This window comes from Synechococcus lacustris str. Tous, from assembly GCF_003011125.1.
GTDB lineage: Bacteria > Cyanobacteriota > Cyanobacteriia > PCC-6307 > Cyanobiaceae > Synechococcus_D > Synechococcus_D lacustris.
In genome coordinates this window covers 49651-69677 of sequence record NZ_PXVC01000011.1, presented here as the reverse complement: position 1 = coordinate 69677, position 20027 = coordinate 49651, and the positions used below count along the sequence as shown (strand labels likewise).

Below are 20027 nucleotides of genomic sequence, written 5' to 3'. Positions count from 1 at the left end.
GGATCTGGGTTACCTAGGGGCTGCCCACCCCCTGGCGCAGTTCCCCACAATTCCATGGCGTGTTTGGCATGGGCATAGAGCTCATCGGCATGGCCAAATTTCAGATCATGCTCTTTTGCAATTGCTAGCAGCTCAGCCAGGTTTGCTGATTCAAGCCGTTCCCTTAGGGCCTCGTTTTCGCCCAGTTTTGCAACGAACTGAGCAACTGTTTGATCGGCCATGGCTGGGGTGATTTGCTTAACAGGTGTAGCACAAATTCTCTTTAGATTAAGGCGTCATTTTGCAACTTTCAAATTAGCTATCCGTTTCATCCACAATCATCCAGCCCATGGGTGGGGGCTTAATCTGCCTGCCATGAAGTTTCTGCAATCGCTTCCCTTGCTCCTCGCCCTAGGCCTTGGCCTGCTGCTGCTATGGCTGGAGGCTCGCCATCGGCTGCGGCCTAAATCACCACTGGAACTAAGTTTCGGCCCTTGGAACCTGGCAAGAAATCCCTCCTGCTACAGGATCAACGGCCTTGTTTGCATAGGCAATCCCCATGCCCAGATGGAGGTGTTTGTGCCGGAGTTGCGGGCTAAGCCCTGCTTGCTTGGCAGCAACAGCCTCAAAGATTTAAAAATCAGCACAGAGGTGATGCCGCTTCACGGCGATGAAGATAGTCGCCCAGACAATTACTGGTTTGCCTACATAGTTAAAGGCCTTAAAAAGACCCAAGCCAGGGTGTCTATTTGCATCGAGGGAGAAGATCTCGAGCAACGCCTCGATTCCCTATGGGTAGATATTCATTGGGTTAATTACGGACCTTTTGGCCGTTTGAAGCGTCGCCAAGGGGTATTAGTGCCCCTTAAGCACCCTGCCCCCCTAGATCCCGAAGCCGCAAAGTGGCGGGAAGGCGAAAACTGTTCAGTACTTGCAGTACCTACCCACCTACTGGGGGTGCTCGACAACCTTGAAGAGGTGCTGCATAAATACGCCTCAGCGATTTTAAAACCCGGCGACATTCTCACGATTGCCGAAAGTCCACTTGCTGTCATTCAAGGCAGATACCATCACCCCTCCCAAGTGGAGCCATCTGCCCTAGCCAGGTTGTTATGCCGTGTTTTTCATCCCACCAGCAGCCTTGCCACAGCCTGCGGTTTGCAAAGCCTGATCGACCTGGTGGGCCCAGCAAGGGTATTGATGGCTTGGCTGCTTGGGGCGCTGTTAAAAGTTGTGGGTATCAAGGGTGGTTTTTATCGGCTTGCTGGCCCGCAAGCTCGCTTAATCGACGATGTAACTGGCTCCACCCCCCCCTACGACCAAACGATTGTGCTGGGCCCAGAAAATCCAAAGGCGGTGGTGGATTTAATGGCAGCAAGCCTGGGGCACGGCGTTGCCGTTGTTGATGTGAACGACCTTGGCAGGGTGAAAGTGTTAGCTGCCAGCTCTGGCTGTGATCTCGATTTATTAGAGCGGGCCCTTAGGCCAAATCCAGCTGGAAATGCCAATGAACGCACTCCTCTCGTGGTGGTGAGGCCCCGATCCTGATTTCGCCTGGATACAGTGGCGAAGAATGGCATTGGATCTGATTTGCCATGGGGTCCCAACTGCAGCATCAAAACCTGCAGGTTGAGCCCCTGCAGTTCAAGCACCTATCCCAGCTGCAAAGACCAGAACTGGAATATCTAGCTATTCAACTGCAAAAACTGGCCCTGCTAAGGCCAATCGTTGCTTTTAAACCATGGCTATCACCGAAGAGTTCACCGGCCCCCCTTGCCCTTGTAGCCCTAASTCAAAAGAGCAACATCGTTGGCTTACTACTCGCTGAACCCTGCAACCGCAGAGGTAGCTGTTGGCGCTTAGAGGTTTTGGAAAGTTGGGGTGAAACCGCTTCCCSCCTTGATGTTGCCGGCAGCCTATTAAAGGCGGCGATGGATCAAGCACCCGGGGCAATGGCATGGGTGGCAAGGGCCGCTAGCAACGCAGAACAAACATTGGCGGCCCTTCGGGAACAGGGCTTTCAAATCCTGCAACACCAACGGGTTTGGCTATTAAATTCCCTAAGCAAACTTGAAATTGCTGCTGCACTACCCGAGCCATTACTGCTGCAACCCTTAACCCGTGCCAGCGCWGTTTTATTGCTCCAGCTCGAATTGGTTGCCACRCCTAGCCCCCTACGCCAGTTGCAAGATCTGCGCAGTGAAGACCTTCTAGACGATTCCCAAGCGGAATCACTTGTGCTTATTGATCCCCAACGCCACCAAGCAGTGGCAGGGGCGAGGCTGCTGAGGCGGCGCCATCGGGGTCCTACCGAAATTGAATTAAGCCTTCACCCAGGCTGGGGGCATCTACTAGGCAATGTGCTCGGCCACCTACTGGCGGCAGCAGCAACGAAGAAGCTGCCGGTTTTGGTTCGCTGCGATCTAGGCAATAGCGCTGGACTCACTTGGCTTGCACAACAAGGCGCCATCGAACTGCAAGAGGAGCTGGTATTTGCYCGTAGYCTCTGGCGTCGCCATGAAATCAGCCCGAACCCCGGCCTAGCAAGCCGCACSCTGGAAAGGYTGGTRGGTCARTGGCAACCAGGCCAAAGGCCAGTTCCTGAGGCGATGCGTTGGCGTTAAGGCTGCCACCAAAGCCCCGATCAGTGCTTGCGGTGGATGTGGGCAAACGCAGGATTGGCCTTGCCGGTTGCGATCCCCTGGGCCTAACAATTTTGCCCCTRGCGCCATTGGCCCGCRGCAGYTTTGCCRAAGACCTGCTGCTACTTAAACCSCTKGTGCAGCAGCGCCGCTGCGAAGCKYTAATCGTGGGGATGCCCCTRGATCAAGCTCAAAAAAGCACTGTTCAAGCGCAATATTGCAGGCGCTATGGCATSCAGCTAGCTAAYGCCCTAGAGCTGCCCATAGCCTGGGTAGATGAACAYTGCAGCAGCTGGTAYGCAGCGGAAAAGCACAATCTCCATGGCAACCGCAGCGGCCAACTAGACAGCGCCGTAGCTGCCCTATTGCTGGAACAGTGGTTACGGGAAGGACCTGAACCGGTCTATGCGGCGGCCATTAACCAGGGCAGAGCAGCTAACCCTGAGGGATCCTGAAGGGGTCAGCACAGAATCGATGGGCGAATCCTCCTCTCTTTCCGGATCCGGTGATGTGCCCACAATCGTGGTGCGCGATGGCAAAGGTAAGGAGTTGCTCTGTTTCCTTGAGCAACTGATCCCCCTTGATGGCCACGACTATGCCTTGCTAACACCAGTTGACACCCCGGTTTGCCTGTTTCGCCTCAGCGACGATGAAGAGCCTGAACTCCTAGAGGGCTTAGATGCAAGCGARCCAATTCTCTCAACCGCTGAAGTGGTGCTCCAAGAGCATGAACTCACATTGGTGCGCTCCGCTGTAACACTCACAGTTTCCGGGGAATTGGAAGAACCAGATCCYGAGGATTTTGATGAAGAAGATGAAGAGAATGACAGCGATGATGACGATGCAGAAACCTATGAGTTGTTAGTTAGTTTCATGGTGGCCGATGAGGAATAYGGCCTTTACATACCCCTAGATCCTTTCTTTGTGGTTGCTCGGATGGAAAACGACCATGCCCTGCTGGTGGAAGGCGAGGAATTTGAACGGGTGCAGCCGCGCATTGAAGCGGAATTGGAGGAGCGGGAGTCTCAGGATTGAACCTGCGCCACCTGTTAGAGCCAAATTGGGTAGCSAAGGGCAGTCTTGCTGATCTGCCCTTAGAAGTGTTTGCCGATCTAAACATCAAGGCCCTAGTGCTTGATGTGGATTGCACACTGCTGCCTCAACACAGCCAGGAAATTCCAGCTGATGTGTTGACCTGGCTCCAAAAAGCTCGCACTCAATGGCGCCTKCATCTRTTTAGTAACAACCCAAATCGCCGCAGGATTGAAGCAATCGCCAATGCTTTTTCATTGCCTTTTACGGCCGGAGCTGGCAAACCTAGGCGTGGCCCATTGCGCMTYGTGCTCAACCAATTGCAATTACCAGCGGCCCAGGTKGCACTAATTGGTGATCGTGTATTTACCGATGTGCTTGCCGGWAATCGCCTTGGTTTATTCACYGTGCTSGTSCATCCYGTTGGCAGCGATGGCAAACCAAGCACTAAAGATGSTTTGCARCGYTCYGAACGCACTCTGGCCCGCTGGCTAGGGGCCCGCATGGAGCAAGGGCTGCCCCAAAAATGAAACCGCAAAAATGARTCGAATATTRGTTGTAAAAGTGGGCACCAGCCTGTTGAGGGGCAACAACGGCAGCAGCACTACTCAATTCATAGCCAGTTTGGCCGCCAGTTTGAGTGCCGAGCGTTCAAAAGGCAACGGAGTGGCTCTAGTTACTAGCGGGGCTGTTGGGCTTGGTTGCCAGGAGCTTGGCCTRGGMAAACGGCCGCAATTGGTGGAGGAATTACAGGCCGCTGCGGCCATCGGCCAAGGGCAACTGATGGGCCTCTATGCAGATGCCTTTCGCTGCCATGGGCAAACGGTGGCSCAGGTTTTGCTCACCCGCAGCGATCTGGCCTCCAACCGGCGCTTTCAAAGCGCCAGCCGCACGCTCAAGCAACTTTTGAGTTGGAATGTGCTGCCAATAATYAATGAAAAYGACACRTTGGCAACTGAGGAATTGCGTTTTGGCGATAACGACACCCTCTCAGCCCTCGTGGCTGTTGCCCTTCAGGCGGATGAATTGATTTTGCTCACSGATGTTGATCGCCTCTATTCCGCTGATCCACGTCAAAACCAAGGGGCAACACCAATAAGTGAGGTRCAAAATCTCGCTGAACTTGATGCCTTGCAAAGCGTTGCCTCAGGTGGCGGCCAATGGGGAACCGGAGGCATCACAACAAAATTGGCCGCTGCTCGCATTGCCACAGCCAGTGGCATCCAAGTGAAACTGGCCGATGGCCGCGATCCAAACGTTCTTGCTGAATTGCTTGCGGGTGTTTGCCATGGCACCCGATTCATACCAAGCCCTTCWCCTATTCCYGATCGCAAGCGCTGGTTAGCCCATGCCCCAGTGCCTGAGGGCAGCGTGAGGGTTGATAAGGGGGCCGAACTGGCCCTACTAAACCAGGGGGCCTCGCTTCTACCAGTGGGCGTGGTTGCTATCGAGGGCGATTTTGATCGACAGGCCCCAATTCTGATTTTGGCCATGGATGGCAGGAAGCTGGGTATTGGCCTCAGCGCCTATGCCAGTGGCGAATTAAAGCGCTGCCTTGGCTTGAAATCCCAAATGGTGCAACAGCTGGATCCTCAGCTGCCAGAGGCGGTGATTCACCGCAACCAACTCGTGATAACCGCGGTGTGAGCCAGTAGCCCTACGATCCCGGCCAAGCCCTGAGTTATTGGCCTGCCATGCAATTCAGCACATTGCTACAGCACCTATCCGGRGCTGAAAACCAACCCTTCAATTTGGCCAATGATCCCGAATTAAATGGGGCCGCTGCTCTCAACCAAGCSCTAGCMGGGGAACTCAGTTTYCTTGAACCCGGCAATGCCCTGCTTGCCGCCTTAGCTGAAACSCAGGCGTCAGCTTTAATCCTGCCGCCAGATTCCGAACTCCATGGCAAAGCAACAGAGCGGGGTATCGCGTGGGTGGCGCTTAAAAATCCAAGGCTTGGATTTGCTGAATCGCTTGAGCAGCTCTACCCMAAGCGGCAWTTARCTGCTGRAATTCATCCCACTGCRGTGATAGATCCCACTGCGGAATTAGCCGCTGGTATCCATGTGGGCGCCCATGTGGTGATAGGTGCAAACTGCAAAATCGGCGCCGATTGCATCATCCATCCAGCTGTTGTGATTTATCCAGATGTGGAAATAGGTGCTGGCTGTGAATTGCATGCCCAAGCTGTGCTTCATCCCGGCAGCAGGCTGGCTGAGGCCTGTGTGGTGCATTCCCATGCGGTGATCGGCAGCGAGGGATTTGGCTTCGTACCCACCGCAGATGGCTGGCGCAAAATGCCCCAAACGGGCCTTGTGGTGMTKGAAAATGGCGTAGAGATCGGCTGTGGTTCCACCATTGATAGGCCATCAGTGGGGGAAACACGCATTGGTGCTGGCAGCAARATCGACAAYCTGGTGCAGGTGGGCCACGGCGTAAGCATGGGCAAAAATTGTGCCCTTGCAGCCCAGGTGGGCATTGCTGGCGGAGCAAAGCTCGGCAATGGCGTGATCCTGGCTGGTCAGGTGGGGGTAGCCAATCGTGCTGTTATYGGCGATGGCGCTATTGCATCCTCAAAATCCGGCATCCATGGGGAGGTGGCCGCTGGKGAGGTGGTTAGTGGTTATCCAGCCATACCAAACCGCCTCTGGCTGCGTTGTTCAGCTGTGTTTAGCAAGTTGCCCGAGATGGCCCGCAGCYTGCGCCAACTAAATCAAACAAACTGACGCGATAGGTTCGAGCTAACAACCAACAGCAARGCAGCCATGGCTAGCTATCGAATCACCCTCCTAGCCGGCGATGGCATCGGGCCTGAAATCACAGCAATAGCCGTAAAGCTTTTGGAGCGTGTGGCGCAACAATTCAACTTTCAGTTGGATTTTGATCACCAACCTGTGGGTGGTGAYGCCATTGAGAAATTTGGGGAACCTTTACCCGCCAGCACCCTGGCGGCCTGTAAGGCCAGTGATGCRGTGCTGCTAGCCGCCATCGGTGCRCCCAAATACGACAACCTGCCCCGGCAGCAGAGGCCGGAATCAGGCTTGCTGGCCCTRAGGGCGGGCTTGGATTTATTTGCAAACCTGCGGCCAGTTGCCATAGTTCCCGCCCTAATTGACGCCAGCAGTTTGCGGCCGGAAGTGATCAGCGGAGTTGATCTTTTGGTGGTGAGGGAACTAACMGGTGGCATTTATTTCGGCCAACCAAAGGGCAGGGTGCAGCTCGAAAACGGCGAGGAGCGGGGCTTCAACACCATGACCTACAGCAGCTCTGAAGTGGATCGCATCGCCAAGGTGGCCTTTGATCTGGCCCGCCAAAGGCGTGGGGTTCTTTGTTCTGTGGATAAGGCAAATGTGCTGGATGTGAGCCAACTCTGGCGCGATCGGGTGAATGAAATGGCTGGCGCTTACCCAGATGTGAACTTGAGCCACATGTATGTGGACAACGCCGCGATGCAATTGGTGCGGCAGCCGCGCCARTTTGATGTGCTGTTAACCAGCAATCTTTTTGGCGACATCCTCAGCGATGAAGCGGCGATGCTCACGGGCTCCATTGGCATGTTGCCCTCTGCCTCCCTTGGTAGTTCAGGGCCTGGTTTATTTGAACCTGTGCATGGCTCAGCCCCTGATATCGCAGGGCAAGACTTGGCTAATCCCTTGGCCATGGTGCTTTCAGCGGCAATGATGTTGCGCATTGGACTCAAGCAAGATGCGGCCGCCTTGGCCTTAGAAAATGCGGTTTCAGCAGTTCTTGAGCAGGGCTTTCGCACGGGAGATCTGATGGCAGATGGCTGCACAAAACTCGCTTGCAGCGCCATGGGGGAAGAATTGTTAAGGGCSCTTGCTTAATCAACTGGTTGGATTTGGCCGATGCTCTGACAAAATCTCCCGAGCTAGTACTGCACTGCTGATGTCCAAGCTTCATCCCATCGTTGCGGTTACCGGTTCCTCMGGCGCGGGCACCAGCACCGTAAAAAGGGCCTTTGAGCACATATTTGCTCGCGAGGGCATCACCCCTGCAGTGGTGGAGGGTGATAGCTACCACCGTTTTGAGCGGGCTCCCATGAAGGAGGCCATGGCCAAGGCCTTGGCGGCAGGAGAAAATTTTTCCCACTTTGGCCCTGAAGCCAACCTGTTTGAAAAATTAGAAGAGCTTTTCCGTAAWTACGGCCAAAGCGGTGGCGGAGAGAAGCGCTATTACTTGCACAGCCCTGAAGAAGCAGCGGAACACAACGCCCGCCTTGGCACATCATTAGATCCAGGTCAATTCACCCCATGGGAACCAATYCCAGGCTCCACAGATCTGCTCTTCTATGAGGGCTTGCATGGTGGTGTGGTGGGTGATGGTTACGACGTWGCTGCCCTAGCCGATCTTTTGGTGGGTGTGGTGCCGATCACCAACTTGGAATGGATCCAAAAAATTCACCGTGATAATGCCGAACGGGGCTAYTCAGCAGAGGCGATCGTTGACACAATTCTGCGTCGCATGCCCGACTACATAAATCACATCTGCCCCCAGTTCAGCCTTACCGACATAAATTTCCAGCGGGTGCCAACGGTAGATACCTCCAATCCATTTATCTGCCGCAATATTCCCACCCCCGACGAAAGCTTTGTAATCATTCACTTCCGCAAGGGCGCCAGGGACAAATGGGATGTGGATTTCACCTATTTGCTCGATATGATCCACGACTCATTTATGTCTAGCCCCACATCGATCGTGGTAAAYGGCGGCAAGATGGGTTTTGCCATGGAATTAATCCTTACCCCTATTATTCATCGCATGATTGAAGAAAAACGCCAGCGCATTTGACCCTTCCCTCCTTTGCCATMGATGGTGCTTCGGGACAATGTGATCCTGCAATGTGGCGCTGTCCTCCTGAGCAATTAGGGATGATTCTGCAAATTGCAAGGCGTTTGTATTTGCAGAACTTRGAACGCAATTTGGARCGCAATGGCTGTCCAGAACCATTGGGGGTTGTGGTGGTTAATGGCGGTAAATCTGCTCGCTTAATTTTTGAAGCGCCAGTTTTACTGCCCCAGGAACAATTTGTGCCATTGGAACTGTTGCGCAATAAACCCCTGGGCAAAAGCCGCAGCCGCAGATGATCTTYGCGTTAGCTGCATTGYTGGGGCTATGTGTGGGCAGTTTTATAAATGTTGTGGTTTGGCGCTTACCAAGGGCTGAATCGCTKCTATGGCCTGGCAGCCATTGCCCGCGCTGCGGTAAATCRTTGCAATGGCATCAAAATATTCCTGTAGTTAGCTGGCTTTTATTGAAGGGACGCTGCGGTTTTTGCCRTAGCTCCATMAGCCCCAGCTATCCGGCGGTTGAACTTTTAACAGCTGGATTTTGGGTGCTTTTAGCCCTCCCTGGGGTGGGCYGCATCGGTAATCCAGGGATAGTGCTGAATTTATTGGCGGGTGGATTGCTGCTTACTTGGCTGTTGCCATTGGCATTAATTGATATCAAAACGCTGCGCCTACCGGAATCGCTCTGCCGTTGGGGCGTRATTAGTGGCTTGGTTTGCACATTCRYATTGGGCTACCTACAGGGCAAGGGAGCTGAGCTGCTGCTATTTCACTGCCTKGCGRCCGCARTTGGTTTATTGGCCTTTGAAGGGGTGAGCGCCACTGCTGAAAAATTGATGGGCACCCCTGCCTTGGGGCTGGGTGATGCAAAGCTCGCCGCCCTGCTCGGGGCATGGCTTGGCCTCAAAGGCCTTGGGGTAGCGGTTGGCCTAGCTGTGCTGCTGGGGGCAGTTTTTGGGCTTATAGGGCGCTTAAGCGGCAAACTCGCTGCCCGGCAACCCTTTCCCTTTGGACCATTTCTTGCTGTTGGTGGCCTGCTCAGCTGGCTTGCCTGCAACCAAATCTGGGGCTTTGTGATCAACCCGCCCTTCAGGATCCTTTAATAGATAGGTGTTAACKGGCCTRCTGTGTCGCTTCTCGACTGGTTTGCAGATCGACGTAAAACTGCCCCRGTGCTGCGGGCAGCACCTGAAAATGACGAAGGTGATGGCCTTTGGAGCAAATGCCCTGAATGCGGCGAAGTGGTTTACCGCAAGGATTTAATTGCCAACTGCAGTGTTTGTTTAGCTTGCGGCTACCACCACAGGATCGATAGCGAAGAGCGCTTGCGGTTGTTGTTGGATCCAGGCAGTTTCACTGAGATTGATTCCCAGCTGAGCCCAACCGATCCCCTGGCATTTAAAGATCGCAGGGCCTATGCAGATCGTTTACGAGACAGCCAACAGAGCACCGGCATGCGCGACGCCGTGGTTTGCGGCAGCGGCAGCGTTGAGGGGTTTGCCTTAGCGGTGGCAGTAATGGACTTCCGCTTCATGGGCGGAAGCATGGGTTCCGTGGTGGGTGAAAAACTCACTCGATTAATTGAAACTGCCACGGCCCAAAGGCTGCCCGTATTTGTGGTGTGCGCCAGCGGTGGCGCCCGGATGCAGGAGGGAATGCTGAGTTTGATGCAAATGGCCAAAGTGTCGGGTGCCTTAGAGCGCCATCGCAACCAAGAGCTGCTCTATATCCCACTGCTCACCCATCCAACCACCGGTGGAGTAACTGCAAGTTTTGCAATGTTGGGCGATCTAATCCTTGCCGAACCAAAAGCRCTYATCGGTTTTGCAGGCCGCCGCGTGATTGAGCAAACCTTGAGGGAAAAGTTACCGGATGATTTTCAAACGGCTGAATACATTCAGGACCACGGTTTTGTGGATGCAATTGTGCCCAGACCCAAATTGCGCAGCACCCTTGCAAGCCTGCTTGCCATCCATGGCCAAAAAGCTGCCGCACTAGTGGGATGAAGCAATACCTAAACGCAATCGCTACTTTCCTTTGTGCTTCAGCGCTAACGATTTGGCTTATCGGTTTTCAACCCGCCATAGCTTTTGCAGGACCAGTGGACTGGCAGGAGGTAACCCCCACGGCAGAAGGGCGCCAATGGTGGGATAAAGGCAGYTTGAGGCGCAATCGCAAAGGCGAGCTAACCGTGCTGAGTCGCTTTAGTGCAAACCCTGATCAATCCGGCAAAAGCCAAACAGGGGCCTTGTATGTGATGGCCCTTGATTGTGATGAACAGCTCTACAAAGACCTTCAAGTGAACGGACTGCCCCGCCCCAGGGCCCAATGGCAATTGGTGGGCTCTGAGGATTTGATTGCTGAAGTGCTGCAGCAAAGCTGCGCAGCAGCCAGGGGTGAGGGTTTATTGGAGCAAGGCAAAGCATGACAAAAGCAAAAATTGGGGTGGCAATTGCAGGCCTTGGTTTTGGCGAGAAAGTACACCTACCGGCCCTGCAGGCCAGTGCCTCAATGGCACCTGTGGCCCTTTGGCATCCCCGCGAACAGCGCCTACAGGAAGCATGCAGCCGCGCAAACCTATGGGGAAGCTCTGATTTTGCGGCCTTAYTAGCCCAGCCCCAGGTTGAGGCGGTTGTTTTGGCAACACCACCGGCGGTGAGGTTTCAGTTAGCAGAGCAAGCGCTTTTGGCTGGTAAGCATCTGCTRCTGGAAAAACCCATAGCTTTAAATGCCACTGAAGCGCAACGGCTTGAACAACTGGCCATGGMGCATGGCTGTTGTTGTGCTGTGAATTTTGAATACCGCGCTGTGCCKGCCTTCCAACAACTGGCCCAACTTCTCGCAAGCGGTTGGCTTGGTGATCCCTGGCTGCTGCGCTTCGACTGGTTGATGGCTAGCCGCAGCGATCCGATGCGCCCCTGGAAYTGGTATGCCCAGCAGGATCAGGGGGGWGGGGTKATGGGGGCCCTCGGCAGCCATGCCCTTGATTTGATGGAATGGCTAGTGGGACCGATCCTGGAGCTGCAGGCGCAGCTATCGGTGGCGATCGGGGAGCGACCCAAAGCYGATGGGTTGGGTTATGGCCAGGTTGATGCCGCCGATACGGCCCTGATCCAAATGCAACTAAAACCCAATTGGAGCAATGGTGATCGAGCTATGCCTGCTCAAATAGCCCTTTCCTCAATCGCAAAACAGGGCAGGGGTTGCTGGCTAGAACTTTATGGYTCAGAAGGAACACTTGTTCTAGGCAGTGCCAATCAAAACGACTACGTGCATGGCTTTGGCCTGCAGGGCGCAAAAACAGGGGAGCCKTTGATGCCAATCAAGCCTGATTCAAACCTGGCCTTCGGCCGCACCTGGGAAGACGGAAGGATTGCACCAACTGAACGCTTGCTGGGCTGGTGGGCTGCAGCCATCCGTGAAGGCAGGCCCATGATTCCAGGGCTTCTGGAGGGCCTGCAAAGCCAAGTGGCCATGGATGCCTGCCAACAAAGCAATCAAGGCGGCTCTCGCATTTGSATCCGCCGCTGAACAAAAACCCAACTAGCTCAAAATTTGAAGCAATATGGAAAACATTTGGATGTTYCCCAGGTCACATCCGTCTAAGTCTTACGCCTAGACCAAAAAGACTTTAAATGATTAGCYCTGCTAATAGTGCAAGTTTATCCCCAGCTAACCTAGGTTTTCCCCAGCTTATACCTGGTTTTTCCCCAGAAACATGGCTATTTCCTTTGCTGATCCGCTGGAGGACATGGCCGATGGCCTCAACCTGTGGAAAGTATCGGGAAGCACCTTCAAAGCTTGACTTCTATCKCGAAGTTGTTCAAGGGAATTAAATCGCTTCAGCATTTAGMTCTGCCGCTGAGCTTCCGCAGGCAATCTCAGCGATTAGACGRTGCCAAACCRCCCAAAGCTCAAACTTTGACGCATCAGCCACTTCTATGGCTTCATGCATAGGCAAGGGAGGTTCCAAGGTTGGCAAACGGTAGAGAAACAAAGCTTGAAAGCAACGAGAGCAGCATCGAAGTGGTGAGCATGGAAGCGGAGGTACCTGAAGCGCTTTTTCAAAGCATGCGCCACTTCCTCAAGGAGCATCCCCAATGGGATCAATATCAGTTGGTGAGYTCAGCCGTTGCCAGCTTCCTATTTCAAAATGGCAGCACCGATAAGGCCGTTGCCCAGCATTACCTWAACGGTATTTTTAGCCGCTAACTGATTTCTAATTAACACTCAAAAAATAAAAATTCTAAACATAGAAATTAAATTTGAAACCCGTAACTAAAAAGCCACCCACTCTTGATTAAGAGTGGGTGGCTTCTAATTTGGTTGATTTGGTGGCGGGGGGGAGATTTGAACTCCCGACCTTCGGGTTATGAGCCCGACGAGCTACCAGGCTGCTCTACCCCGCGGCATCACCAGGCCTTAATAATAAACCATCACCTAACGCAATTCGCCACGTACCTCGAGCCTTTGCCCCGCCATGGGTATCAAGAATTGCTCCTCCAACTCCTCTTGGGCCGAAGGGGTTAACCATTCCAATTGTTTTAACAATTGCAGRGCCACCGCCCATTTAGCCCGGCTGGAGCCATCTTCAACTTTGATTGCCAAACCCAGGCCTTCGCCCATGCGGGCAAGGCACTGGATGCCCTCTGCCCCCCCCTTGCTAACCAATAAACCCAAGCTGCGGCGCATCAATTCCGTATCAAATCGACCTTCGCCGGCCACTAACTCAGGGTGGGCCTGCATTGCCCTTGCCAATCTTTCAAGCGTTGGCAGCTGACCRCCACCCAGGTGGGCATAGAGCAACGCCATCTGGCACAGGGGCAGTTGCAGGGTGGGGGCACCGCAATCGTCGCAGGCAGAAACCAATTCAGCTGCCGGTATACCCAGCAGTTCCGCCACCCGATTGAGCACCTCCTGTTGCAGGGGATGGTTGCGATTTAGGTAACCCTCCAARGGCCAACCCATGCGCTTGCAGCTGGCAAGRAAAGCAGCATGCTTTCCAGAGCAGTTGTGCTGCAGGGCACTKTCCCTCCCYTTGGGGCAAGGGCAACGCAAAAAACTCACATCTACGTCTGCTCGCCAGAGCACCTGAAACGCCTCGCGGGCCTGGGCCAAGGTGCCGTCATGGGATGAGCAGGCAATCGCCATGGCCCGTTCTGAGCCCCCCTGGCCATCAAAGGCTCCACTGGAAACAAAAACCTGGGCCTGAAATGGCTTCAAACTGGAACGAATAAAACTGAGCTGCTGGGGATCGCCAGCCCGCATCAAAAGCCTGCCCCGCTGATCCGTTACCACCGCATGAACCCGATGGAAGGATTCGGCCATGCCGTTGCGCAAAAGCACCACCTCCAAGGCGGGGGGCCCCTGGCGACTAGTTCCACTGAGGCCCAGGGATGAAGCCATAARGWTCGGCGCTGCAGTTAAGGCTCAGAAAGCCTGGCAGATGCTGGAGCCAAACAACAGCAATGCCGCAACCATCAGCGTGGCGCGGATCAGCCGCGCCAGGATTGGCTTTACTTGATGTTGGGCCACCAAAAGATCCTGCTGCCGCCAATCCAAGGGTTTTTCCCATTCCTGGCCGTCGTACCAGCCGGATTCTTCGTAGGAAATTTTTTCGCTAAGCAAACGGCGCTGCACRTAGCACCAGCCAAGCCACTGGCGCAAGAGCAGCAGCAASGGCAGTAGCAGGGCCGCAACGGCGGCCACTAAAACCATTTGCGCTGGGTTATGGCGCAAGGGCACGCTGCCGCTGGCAACTAAAACAGCCAAGGGAAGAAGCAGCAACCAGCCGCCTGCCAAGGCAACAATCAACCCCTTGAAGGARTGCARAGGCCACCTAAAAAACCAGGAATYAGAGAGCTGCTGATATTCCTGRAGCGGACGTTGCTCTGGCGGCACAGGACATACGCTCATCGCCATTTATCAGGGGGTATGGCTGAAGTGGATGGTTTCACCATGGCCCCAGAAGGCCTCTAGATCGTAGTAACTGCGCTCCTGGGGGGTGAGCACCTGAACGATCAGATCGCCGTAATCAAGCAGCACCCAACGCCCTTGGGTAACGCCCTCCCTGCGCAGGGGAAGCCGCTCACAATCAGCCTCAAGGCGATCCTCAACGGAACGGGCAATYGCTCTCACTTGCACATCGGAAAGGCCGCTGCAAACCACAAACCAATCGGTGAGGGTMGTTACGTCTTCAACCCGCAGCAAACGGATGTCTACCGCCTTGCGATCGTCGGCAGCTTCAGCTGCCAAGCGCGCTAGGCCTTCGCTATCCATAAACGTTCTCACTGGTTACGGAACGGCTACTGCCCTGCTGCTGGGCCATGTCGGCCCGTGCCTTACCCGCACTTTTACGCAACGCCTCAAGGCGGTCTTCAAAGAAACTGCGCTGGCGCTTCTTACGGGTTTGCTCAATGCGCTCTTTTAGGGCTCCACCCAAACTTTTGTAGGCATTGGGCAGGGTGTAGCCAAAACGGGTGGCRAGGCCTATGGCCCTTTCGTCRGCTGCGATGGCATCTTGCAGGCGCTTTTCAGAATTATTTTTTARATAAAGCCGATAGCCGGCAAATCCCGACAAACCAACGGCAAGAACGAGCAACAARCCGTCTTGCACCCAAAGCTCACCAATGGCGCCGCCCAGGCCAATGGCAAGGGCAGCCATCTCCCAACCATCGCGGGGGATTGCGTCGTTTTGGATGCGACCCACCTCATGCCAGAAAAGCAGGTTGCGATGGTCGAGGGCTAATTCATCCCATTTATCTAAATGCAGCTGGATTTCCACCTCATCCCTTCCAATTTCTTCCAGGCTGATGAGGGGCGGATCGGCAGAAGCAGCTGCTTCCACAAACACCCAACTCTGCATTTCTGGCGGCAGCAGCCCTTTCAGGCGCTGGAGCTCACTCATGGACACGGACGTTGGTCAACGTCGGATACAACCCCCAGGGTAGCCACCCTTGCGCACCYAYTGCTGGTGCKGTTTGCCCAGGAGGTGAGAAGCTGTGAAGGTTTGGCTGAAATCACCGCCCATGCCCCGTCGCACGGATTTGCGTCGCATCCTGCTACTGGGCTCCGGGCCGATCGTGATCGGCCAAGCCTGCGAATTTGATTATTCGGGCACCCAAGCCTGTAAAGCGCTGCGGGCAGARGGTTTTGAAGTGGTGCTGGTGAATTCCAACCCCGCTTCGATCATGACCGATCCCGACATGGCGGATCGCACTTACATCGAACCGCTCACCCCTGAGGTTGTGAGCCAGGTAATCGAACGGGAACGGCCCGATGCGCTTTTGCCCACCATGGGCGGCCAAACGGCCTTGAACCTGGCCGTGGCCCTGGCCGAAAACGGCACCTTGGCCAAATTTGGAGTGGAGTTAATCGGCGCAAATCTGGAGGCGATCCACAAGGCCGAAGACCGCAATTTGTTCAAACAGGCGATGCAGCGCATCGGTGTGGCCGTTTGTCCCTCAGGCATTGCAACAAACCTCAAGGAAGCGGAGGCCGTTGGCGAGAGCATCGGCGGCTATCCACGGATCATTAGGCCCGGATTCACTTTGGGGGGAGCCGGCGGCGGCATTGCCTACAACCCAGAGGAATTTTTAGCCATCTGCAAAAGCGGTTTAGAAGCGAGCCCCGTATCGCAAATCTTGATTGAGCAATCGCTTTTGGGCTGGAAGGAATTTGAACTTGAGGTAATGCGCGATAGCGCCGACAACGTGGTGATTGTTTGCAGCATTGAAAACCTCGACCCGATGGGGGTACACACGGGCGATTCGATTACCGTGGCCCCGGCACAAACCCTCACGGATAGGGAATATCAAAGGCTTAGGGATCAATCAATTGCGATTATTCGCGAAATTGGAGTTGATACTGGCGGCAGCAACATCCAATTCGCCATAAATCCAATCAATGGTGATGTTGTTGTTATTGAAATGAATCCCAGGGTTAGCCGMAGCTCGGCCCTTGCCAGCAAGGCAACGGGCTTTCCGATTGCCAAAATCGCCGCACGCCTCGCCGTGGGTTACCGGCTAGACGAAATTATTAACGACATCACAGAAAAAACACCGGCCTGTTTTGAGCCCACCATCGACTACGTGGTAACAAAGGTGCCSCGTTTTGCCTTTGAAAAATTTAGCGGTAGTTCCCCAGTGCTCACCACTTCAATGAAATCGGTGGGGGAGGCCATGGCGATTGGCCGCTGTTTTGAGGAATCCTTCCAAAAGGCCCTGCGCTCCCTTGAAACCGGCCACAGCGGCTGGGGCTGTGATCAACCAGAAGCAGAGCAAAGCGCCGCTGAACTGGATCGCAACCTGCGCACCCCAACCCCAGAGCGTATTTTCCACCTGCGCACAGGTTTAAGCCAAGGCCGCAGCGTGGCCGAATTACATCAACTGAGCGGCATAGATCCCTGGTTTCTTGCCAAACTTGAAGCTCTTTTAGTTAGTGAAAAGCGCTTGTTGTGGGGCAAAAGCCTGGAAGCTCTTGATGCAGAAGCATTGCTTGAACTWAAACAACTGGGCTACAGCGACCATCAAATAGCCCATGCCACAGCCAGCAACGAGCTAGCCGTTCGCGATTACCGCCAATCCCTTGGGGTTGATGTGTTGTTCAAAACAGTTGACACCTGCGCCGCTGAATTTGCATCCAGCACCCCCTATCACTACTCCACCTACGAAAGACGCTTAGAAAAGCTAAATAGTAGTGGCAACCTTGAGTATTTAAGCYCCACTAGTGAGGTGAAACCTGAAAACCGCAGCAAGGTTTTAATACTGGGCGGTGGCCCAAATCGAATCGGCCAGGGCATCGAATTTGATTATTGCTGCTGCCATGCCTCCTTTGCACTTCAAGGGGAGGGGTTGATAACAATTATGCAAAATAGCAACCCTGAAACCGTTTCCACCGACTACGACAGCAGCGATCGCCTCTACTTCGAACCACTCACCCTTGAAGATGTTTTGAATGTGATCGAAGCTGAGAAACCGGCGGGYGTAATTGTGCAATTTGGCGGTCAAACCCCCCTCAAGCTTGCCCTGCCATTGCTGGCCTGGCTTGAAAGCGAAAGGGGCAAACTCACCGGCACAAAAATTTGGGGCACTTCACCTCGCAATATTGATCTAGCTGAAGATAGGGAACAATTTGAGGCTGTTTTACGCAAGCTTGAGATACTGCAACCGCGCAATGGCATCGCCCGAAGTGAAAAAGAAGCAATCGCCATTGCCGAGCAGATCGGCTATCCCGTGGTTGTGCGTCCCAGCTATGTGTTGGGAGGCCGTGCAATGGAAGTGGTGTTTGATAGCAGCGAATTAGATCGCTAYATGCGCGAAGCAGTGAAGGTAGATCCAAGCCAACCGGTGCTCATAGATGAATACCTTGAAAATGCCACCGAGGTGGATGTTGATGCCCTTTGTGATAACAGCGGCAGCGTTGTAATCGGTGGTTTAATGGAACATATTGAACCTGCTGGAATTCATTCTGGTGATTCAGCCTGTTGTTTGCCGGCTGTGAGCTTGAGCKCAGATGCCCTGGCATTAATTCGCAAATGGAGCGCTGATTTAGCCCAACATTTGGAGGTTCGTGGATTAATAAACCTGCAATTTGCCGTTAAAGATAACAAGGTTTACATCATTGAAGCCAATCCACGGGCATCGAGAACCGTACCTTTTGTTGCCAAGGCAACCGGTGTGCCCCTAGCCAAAATTGCCAGTTTGATCATGGCGGGTAGCAACCTTGATCAACTTGGGCTCAAYTCGGAACCACAGCCACCACTTCAAGCCGTTAAGGAAGCTGTTTTACCTTTTCGGCGTTTCCCAGGGGCAGATTCCCTACTCGGCCCGGAGATGCGCTCCACCGGGGAAGTGATGGGTACTGCCCCTAGTTTTGGCATGGCCTACGCCAAGGCGGAATTAGCCGCGGGGGAGGTGTTGCCCATTGCAGGAACAGTTTTTCTCTCCACCCACGACCGCGATAAACAAGCCCTAGGTGCGATCGCCATCGATTTAGCCGCCCAAGGATTTGCCCTAGTGGCCACAGCTGGCACCGCAAAACACCTGCGGGCTGARGGTTTAGAGGTAACAACAGTGCTGAAGGTGCACGAAGGCCGCCCCAAYGTGGAAGAYGCGATCCGATCCGGTGAAATTCAATTAATCATCAACACTCCCATCGGCCGCCAAGCCACCCACGACGATCGCTACCTGCGCAGGGCAGCCCTTGATTACCAGGTGCCAACAGTTACCACCCTGGCMGGGGCTCGGGCAGCGGTGKCCGCAGTGGCTGCCCTGCAGGGTCAGAATGAACTACCAATCAATGCGCTGCAGGATTTGCATCGCTAACCATGGCAAACAGCAACGAATTAATCATTTCTGGCAGCGATTGCACAGCAGCTTTCCAAGCGGCCTATGCCAACCGCTACACCTGGGAACCGGGCTTCAGTGGTTAYAAGGGCACCTGCATCTGGGAGCAGGAAGGCCGCCGCGAGCAGGGCAGCTTTCAAGTTGRCGCTGATCTAAAGGCCAGCGTGGATGGCATCGCTAACGAGGAAATCCATAAGGCGATCGCCTCCCAGCTATGGGAAGTGGCCATCCACAGGGTGCGCCGCAGCTTCGAGCAAACCCACGGCGCCAACACCTTCACCGCTGGCGACACAAATGCCGTGGGCACTGAAGTGATCGTTGGCGGCAAAAATAGCGGTGATCGCTATCGAATCAAAAACAACGTTGTAACGATGGTGCACCGCCACATCCACGGCACGGTTGTAACAATCTTCACTGAGAGCACCACAAACACCGGCAGTGGCTACCTCAGCAAGAGCTACAGCAGTAGCTATAGCGATCCGAGCACAGGGGAGCCCAAGGGTGGGAAAAGCTATTTCACAGATAGCTTTGTGCCCCTAGGTGATGGGGGCCCTTGGGTTTTAGGGGAGCGCTTGGTGGCCAGTGATGCCCATGGGGACACACCAGCCAGCCAGCAACGCTTTTTATTTGAGAACCTTGAGGCGCTTAGCTGAGCCCCTACTCAATCAGCCATGGGGTCGATGGTTTTTAGGCGCTCATTCARTTGCAGCGCCATCGACTGGCGACCCACAGCAAGAACCTTCAGGGTGTCTTCATGGAGACGCARCTGGGCATCGGCCACCTGCATGCCCCGCACSAGTTCTTTAACGTCGTCTGGCAGATTGTTTAAGTCGTAGCGCTTATTTTCAAACGTTAAAACCGGATTTTCCTGATCACCAGAGTTGGTCATTGCAATTGTTTTGTGCCGCCTCAATGTAGCGGGGTTTGGGGCCGTTTAAAAAAGAACATCAATAGGGGTCCCACCTGGGCCGTTTCAGTTAGATCCCATCCCTCTTGGCCCAGCAGATTGAGAAAATGCTGTAGCTGGGCAGCTGGATGTTTTGGCAGGGATTGATTTTTGGCATAGAAATCAGGGAATTCCCTAGCGRTGAAATCGGGGCTKAGGGCACCCCCCAACCTTTCRCTAGCCGCCTCGGGGGTAGGGGGCACCGGCGGGGGGCCATTGTCAACATTGATATGAATCACCCGATATTCCCAGCGGGGGCAGCCTGATGTCATGG

Annotated in this window: 24 protein-coding genes and 1 tRNA gene; 17 read left to right on the top strand and 8 right to left on the bottom strand. The window is 54.3% G+C overall.

Annotated features, from left to right (window positions below; genetic code table 11):
* The coding region (locus C7K08_RS04470; RefSeq protein WP_117434630.1) for a Nif11-like leader peptide family natural product precursor at window positions 1-221 on the bottom strand (221 nt) is incomplete at its 3' end.
* Window positions 222-354: 133 nt separating this feature from the next.
* Here C7K08_RS04470 and C7K08_RS04465 point away from each other — a divergent pair.
* From C7K08_RS04465 to C7K08_RS04395, 15 genes are all read left to right on the top strand, one after another.
* Entirely contained in the window at window positions 355-1527 is a 1173-nt protein-coding gene (locus C7K08_RS04465) for a F420-0:Gamma-glutamyl ligase (protein WP_106499454.1), read from the top strand.
* A 47-nt stretch (window positions 1528-1574) separates the two neighbouring features.
* Entirely contained in the window at window positions 1575-2603 is a 1029-nt protein-coding gene (locus tag C7K08_RS04460) for a hypothetical protein (RefSeq protein WP_106499443.1), read from the top strand.
* A gap of 23 nt (window positions 2604-2626) precedes the next feature.
* Window positions 2627-3076: a Holliday junction resolvase RuvX gene (gene ruvX / locus C7K08_RS04455; RefSeq protein WP_341272133.1), complete on the top strand. Its 450-nt coding sequence runs from the start codon at window positions 2627-2629 to the stop codon at window positions 3074-3076.
* 19 nt (window positions 3077-3095) lie between these two features.
* Window positions 3096-3656: a DUF3727 domain-containing protein gene (locus C7K08_RS04450; protein ID WP_106499453.1), complete on the top strand. Its 561-nt coding sequence runs from the start codon at window positions 3096-3098 to the stop codon at window positions 3654-3656.
* Window positions 3653-4183, top strand: coding sequence for a YqeG family HAD IIIA-type phosphatase (locus C7K08_RS04445; protein WP_106499441.1), 531 nt, complete (start codon window positions 3653-3655; stop codon window positions 4181-4183). The genes C7K08_RS04450 and C7K08_RS04445 overlap by 4 nt, the downstream gene beginning before the upstream one ends.
* Window positions 4184-4193: 10 nt before the next feature.
* Window positions 4194-5300: a glutamate 5-kinase gene (gene proB / locus C7K08_RS04440; RefSeq protein ID WP_106499440.1), complete on the top strand. Its 1107-nt coding sequence runs from the start codon at window positions 4194-4196 to the stop codon at window positions 5298-5300.
* A 47-nt stretch (window positions 5301-5347) separates the two neighbouring features.
* Window positions 5348-6379: a UDP-3-O-(3-hydroxymyristoyl)glucosamine N-acyltransferase gene (gene lpxD, locus C7K08_RS04435; RefSeq protein ID WP_106499439.1), complete on the top strand. Its 1032-nt coding sequence runs from the start codon at window positions 5348-5350 to the stop codon at window positions 6377-6379.
* A gap of 39 nt (window positions 6380-6418) precedes the next feature.
* Complete coding sequence (gene leuB / locus C7K08_RS04430) at window positions 6419-7498, top strand: 3-isopropylmalate dehydrogenase (RefSeq protein WP_106499438.1); 1080 nt, start codon at window positions 6419-6421, stop codon at window positions 7496-7498.
* A 61-nt stretch (window positions 7499-7559) separates the two neighbouring features.
* Entirely contained in the window at window positions 7560-8462 is a 903-nt protein-coding gene (locus C7K08_RS04425; RefSeq protein WP_106499452.1) for a phosphoribulokinase, read from the top strand.
* An 80-nt stretch (window positions 8463-8542) separates the two neighbouring features.
* On the top strand, window positions 8543-8758 hold the full coding sequence (locus tag C7K08_RS04420) for a hypothetical protein (RefSeq protein ID WP_106499451.1): 216 nt from the start codon (window positions 8543-8545) through the stop codon (window positions 8756-8758).
* Window positions 8755-9564, top strand: coding sequence for a prepilin peptidase (locus C7K08_RS04415; RefSeq protein WP_106499437.1), 810 nt, complete (start codon window positions 8755-8757; stop codon window positions 9562-9564). The genes C7K08_RS04420 and C7K08_RS04415 overlap by 4 nt, the downstream gene beginning before the upstream one ends.
* 24 nt (window positions 9565-9588) lie before the next feature.
* The gene (gene accD / locus C7K08_RS04410; RefSeq protein ID WP_106499436.1) at window positions 9589-10467 is read left to right on the top strand and encodes an acetyl-CoA carboxylase, carboxyltransferase subunit beta; all 879 of its coding nucleotides are present in this window, start codon (window positions 9589-9591) and stop codon (window positions 10465-10467) included.
* Window positions 10464-10889, top strand: coding sequence for a hypothetical protein (locus tag C7K08_RS04405; protein ID WP_241537032.1), 426 nt, complete (start codon window positions 10464-10466; stop codon window positions 10887-10889). Before accD ends, C7K08_RS04405 begins: the two co-directional genes overlap by 4 nt.
* Window positions 10886-11992, top strand: coding sequence for a Gfo/Idh/MocA family protein (locus C7K08_RS04400; RefSeq protein ID WP_106499435.1), 1107 nt, complete (start codon window positions 10886-10888; stop codon window positions 11990-11992). Before C7K08_RS04405 ends, C7K08_RS04400 begins: the two co-directional genes overlap by 4 nt.
* A 444-nt stretch (window positions 11993-12436) precedes the next feature.
* Complete coding sequence (locus tag C7K08_RS04395) at window positions 12437-12673, top strand: DUF2811 domain-containing protein (protein ID WP_241537031.1); 237 nt, start codon at window positions 12437-12439, stop codon at window positions 12671-12673.
* A 120-nt stretch (window positions 12674-12793) separates the two neighbouring features.
* On the opposite strand, the gene C7K08_RS04390 is transcribed toward C7K08_RS04395, so the two are convergent.
* From C7K08_RS04390 to C7K08_RS04370, 5 genes are all read right to left on the bottom strand, one after another.
* Window positions 12794-12870 (bottom strand) — tRNA-Met (locus C7K08_RS04390).
* Between the two features lie 31 nt (window positions 12871-12901).
* The gene (locus C7K08_RS04385; protein ID WP_106499434.1) at window positions 12902-13867 is read right to left on the bottom strand and encodes an asparaginase; all 966 of its coding nucleotides are present in this window, start codon (window positions 13865-13867) and stop codon (window positions 12902-12904) included.
* Window positions 13868-13891: 24 nt separating this feature from the next.
* Complete coding sequence (locus C7K08_RS04380) at window positions 13892-14383, bottom strand: CGLD27 family protein (protein WP_106499433.1); 492 nt, start codon at window positions 14381-14383, stop codon at window positions 13892-13894.
* 3 nt (window positions 14384-14386) lie between these two features.
* The gene (gene rsfS / locus C7K08_RS04375; RefSeq protein ID WP_106499432.1) at window positions 14387-14740 is read right to left on the bottom strand and encodes a ribosome silencing factor; all 354 of its coding nucleotides are present in this window, start codon (window positions 14738-14740) and stop codon (window positions 14387-14389) included.
* The gene (locus tag C7K08_RS04370; protein WP_106499431.1) at window positions 14733-15368 is read right to left on the bottom strand and encodes a DUF3318 domain-containing protein; all 636 of its coding nucleotides are present in this window, start codon (window positions 15366-15368) and stop codon (window positions 14733-14735) included. The genes rsfS and C7K08_RS04370 overlap by 8 nt, the downstream gene beginning before the upstream one ends.
* Before the next feature lie 121 nt (window positions 15369-15489).
* Here C7K08_RS04370 and carB point away from each other — a divergent pair, with 121 nt between their 5' ends.
* Together carB and C7K08_RS04360 are read left to right on the top strand one after the other, a co-directional pair.
* On the top strand, window positions 15490-18786 hold the full coding sequence (carB, locus tag C7K08_RS04365; RefSeq protein WP_106499430.1) for a carbamoyl-phosphate synthase large subunit: 3297 nt from the start codon (window positions 15490-15492) through the stop codon (window positions 18784-18786).
* 2 nt (window positions 18787-18788) lie between these two features.
* Window positions 18789-19460 (top strand): DUF3386 domain-containing protein, encoded by a 672-nt coding sequence (locus tag C7K08_RS04360; protein ID WP_106499429.1) that lies wholly within the window; start codon window positions 18789-18791, stop codon window positions 19458-19460.
* Between the two features lie 8 nt (window positions 19461-19468).
* On the opposite strand, the gene C7K08_RS04355 is transcribed toward C7K08_RS04360, so the two are convergent.
* A complete protein-coding gene (locus C7K08_RS04355) occupies window positions 19469-19696 on the bottom strand; it encodes a DUF6447 family protein (RefSeq protein WP_106499428.1) in 228 nt (75 codons plus the stop codon).
* A 20-nt stretch (window positions 19697-19716) separates the two neighbouring features.
* On the bottom strand, window positions 19717-20025 hold the full coding sequence (locus C7K08_RS04350; RefSeq protein WP_106499427.1) for a hypothetical protein: 309 nt from the start codon (window positions 20023-20025) through the stop codon (window positions 19717-19719).
* Window positions 20026-20027 lie beyond the last annotated feature (2 nt).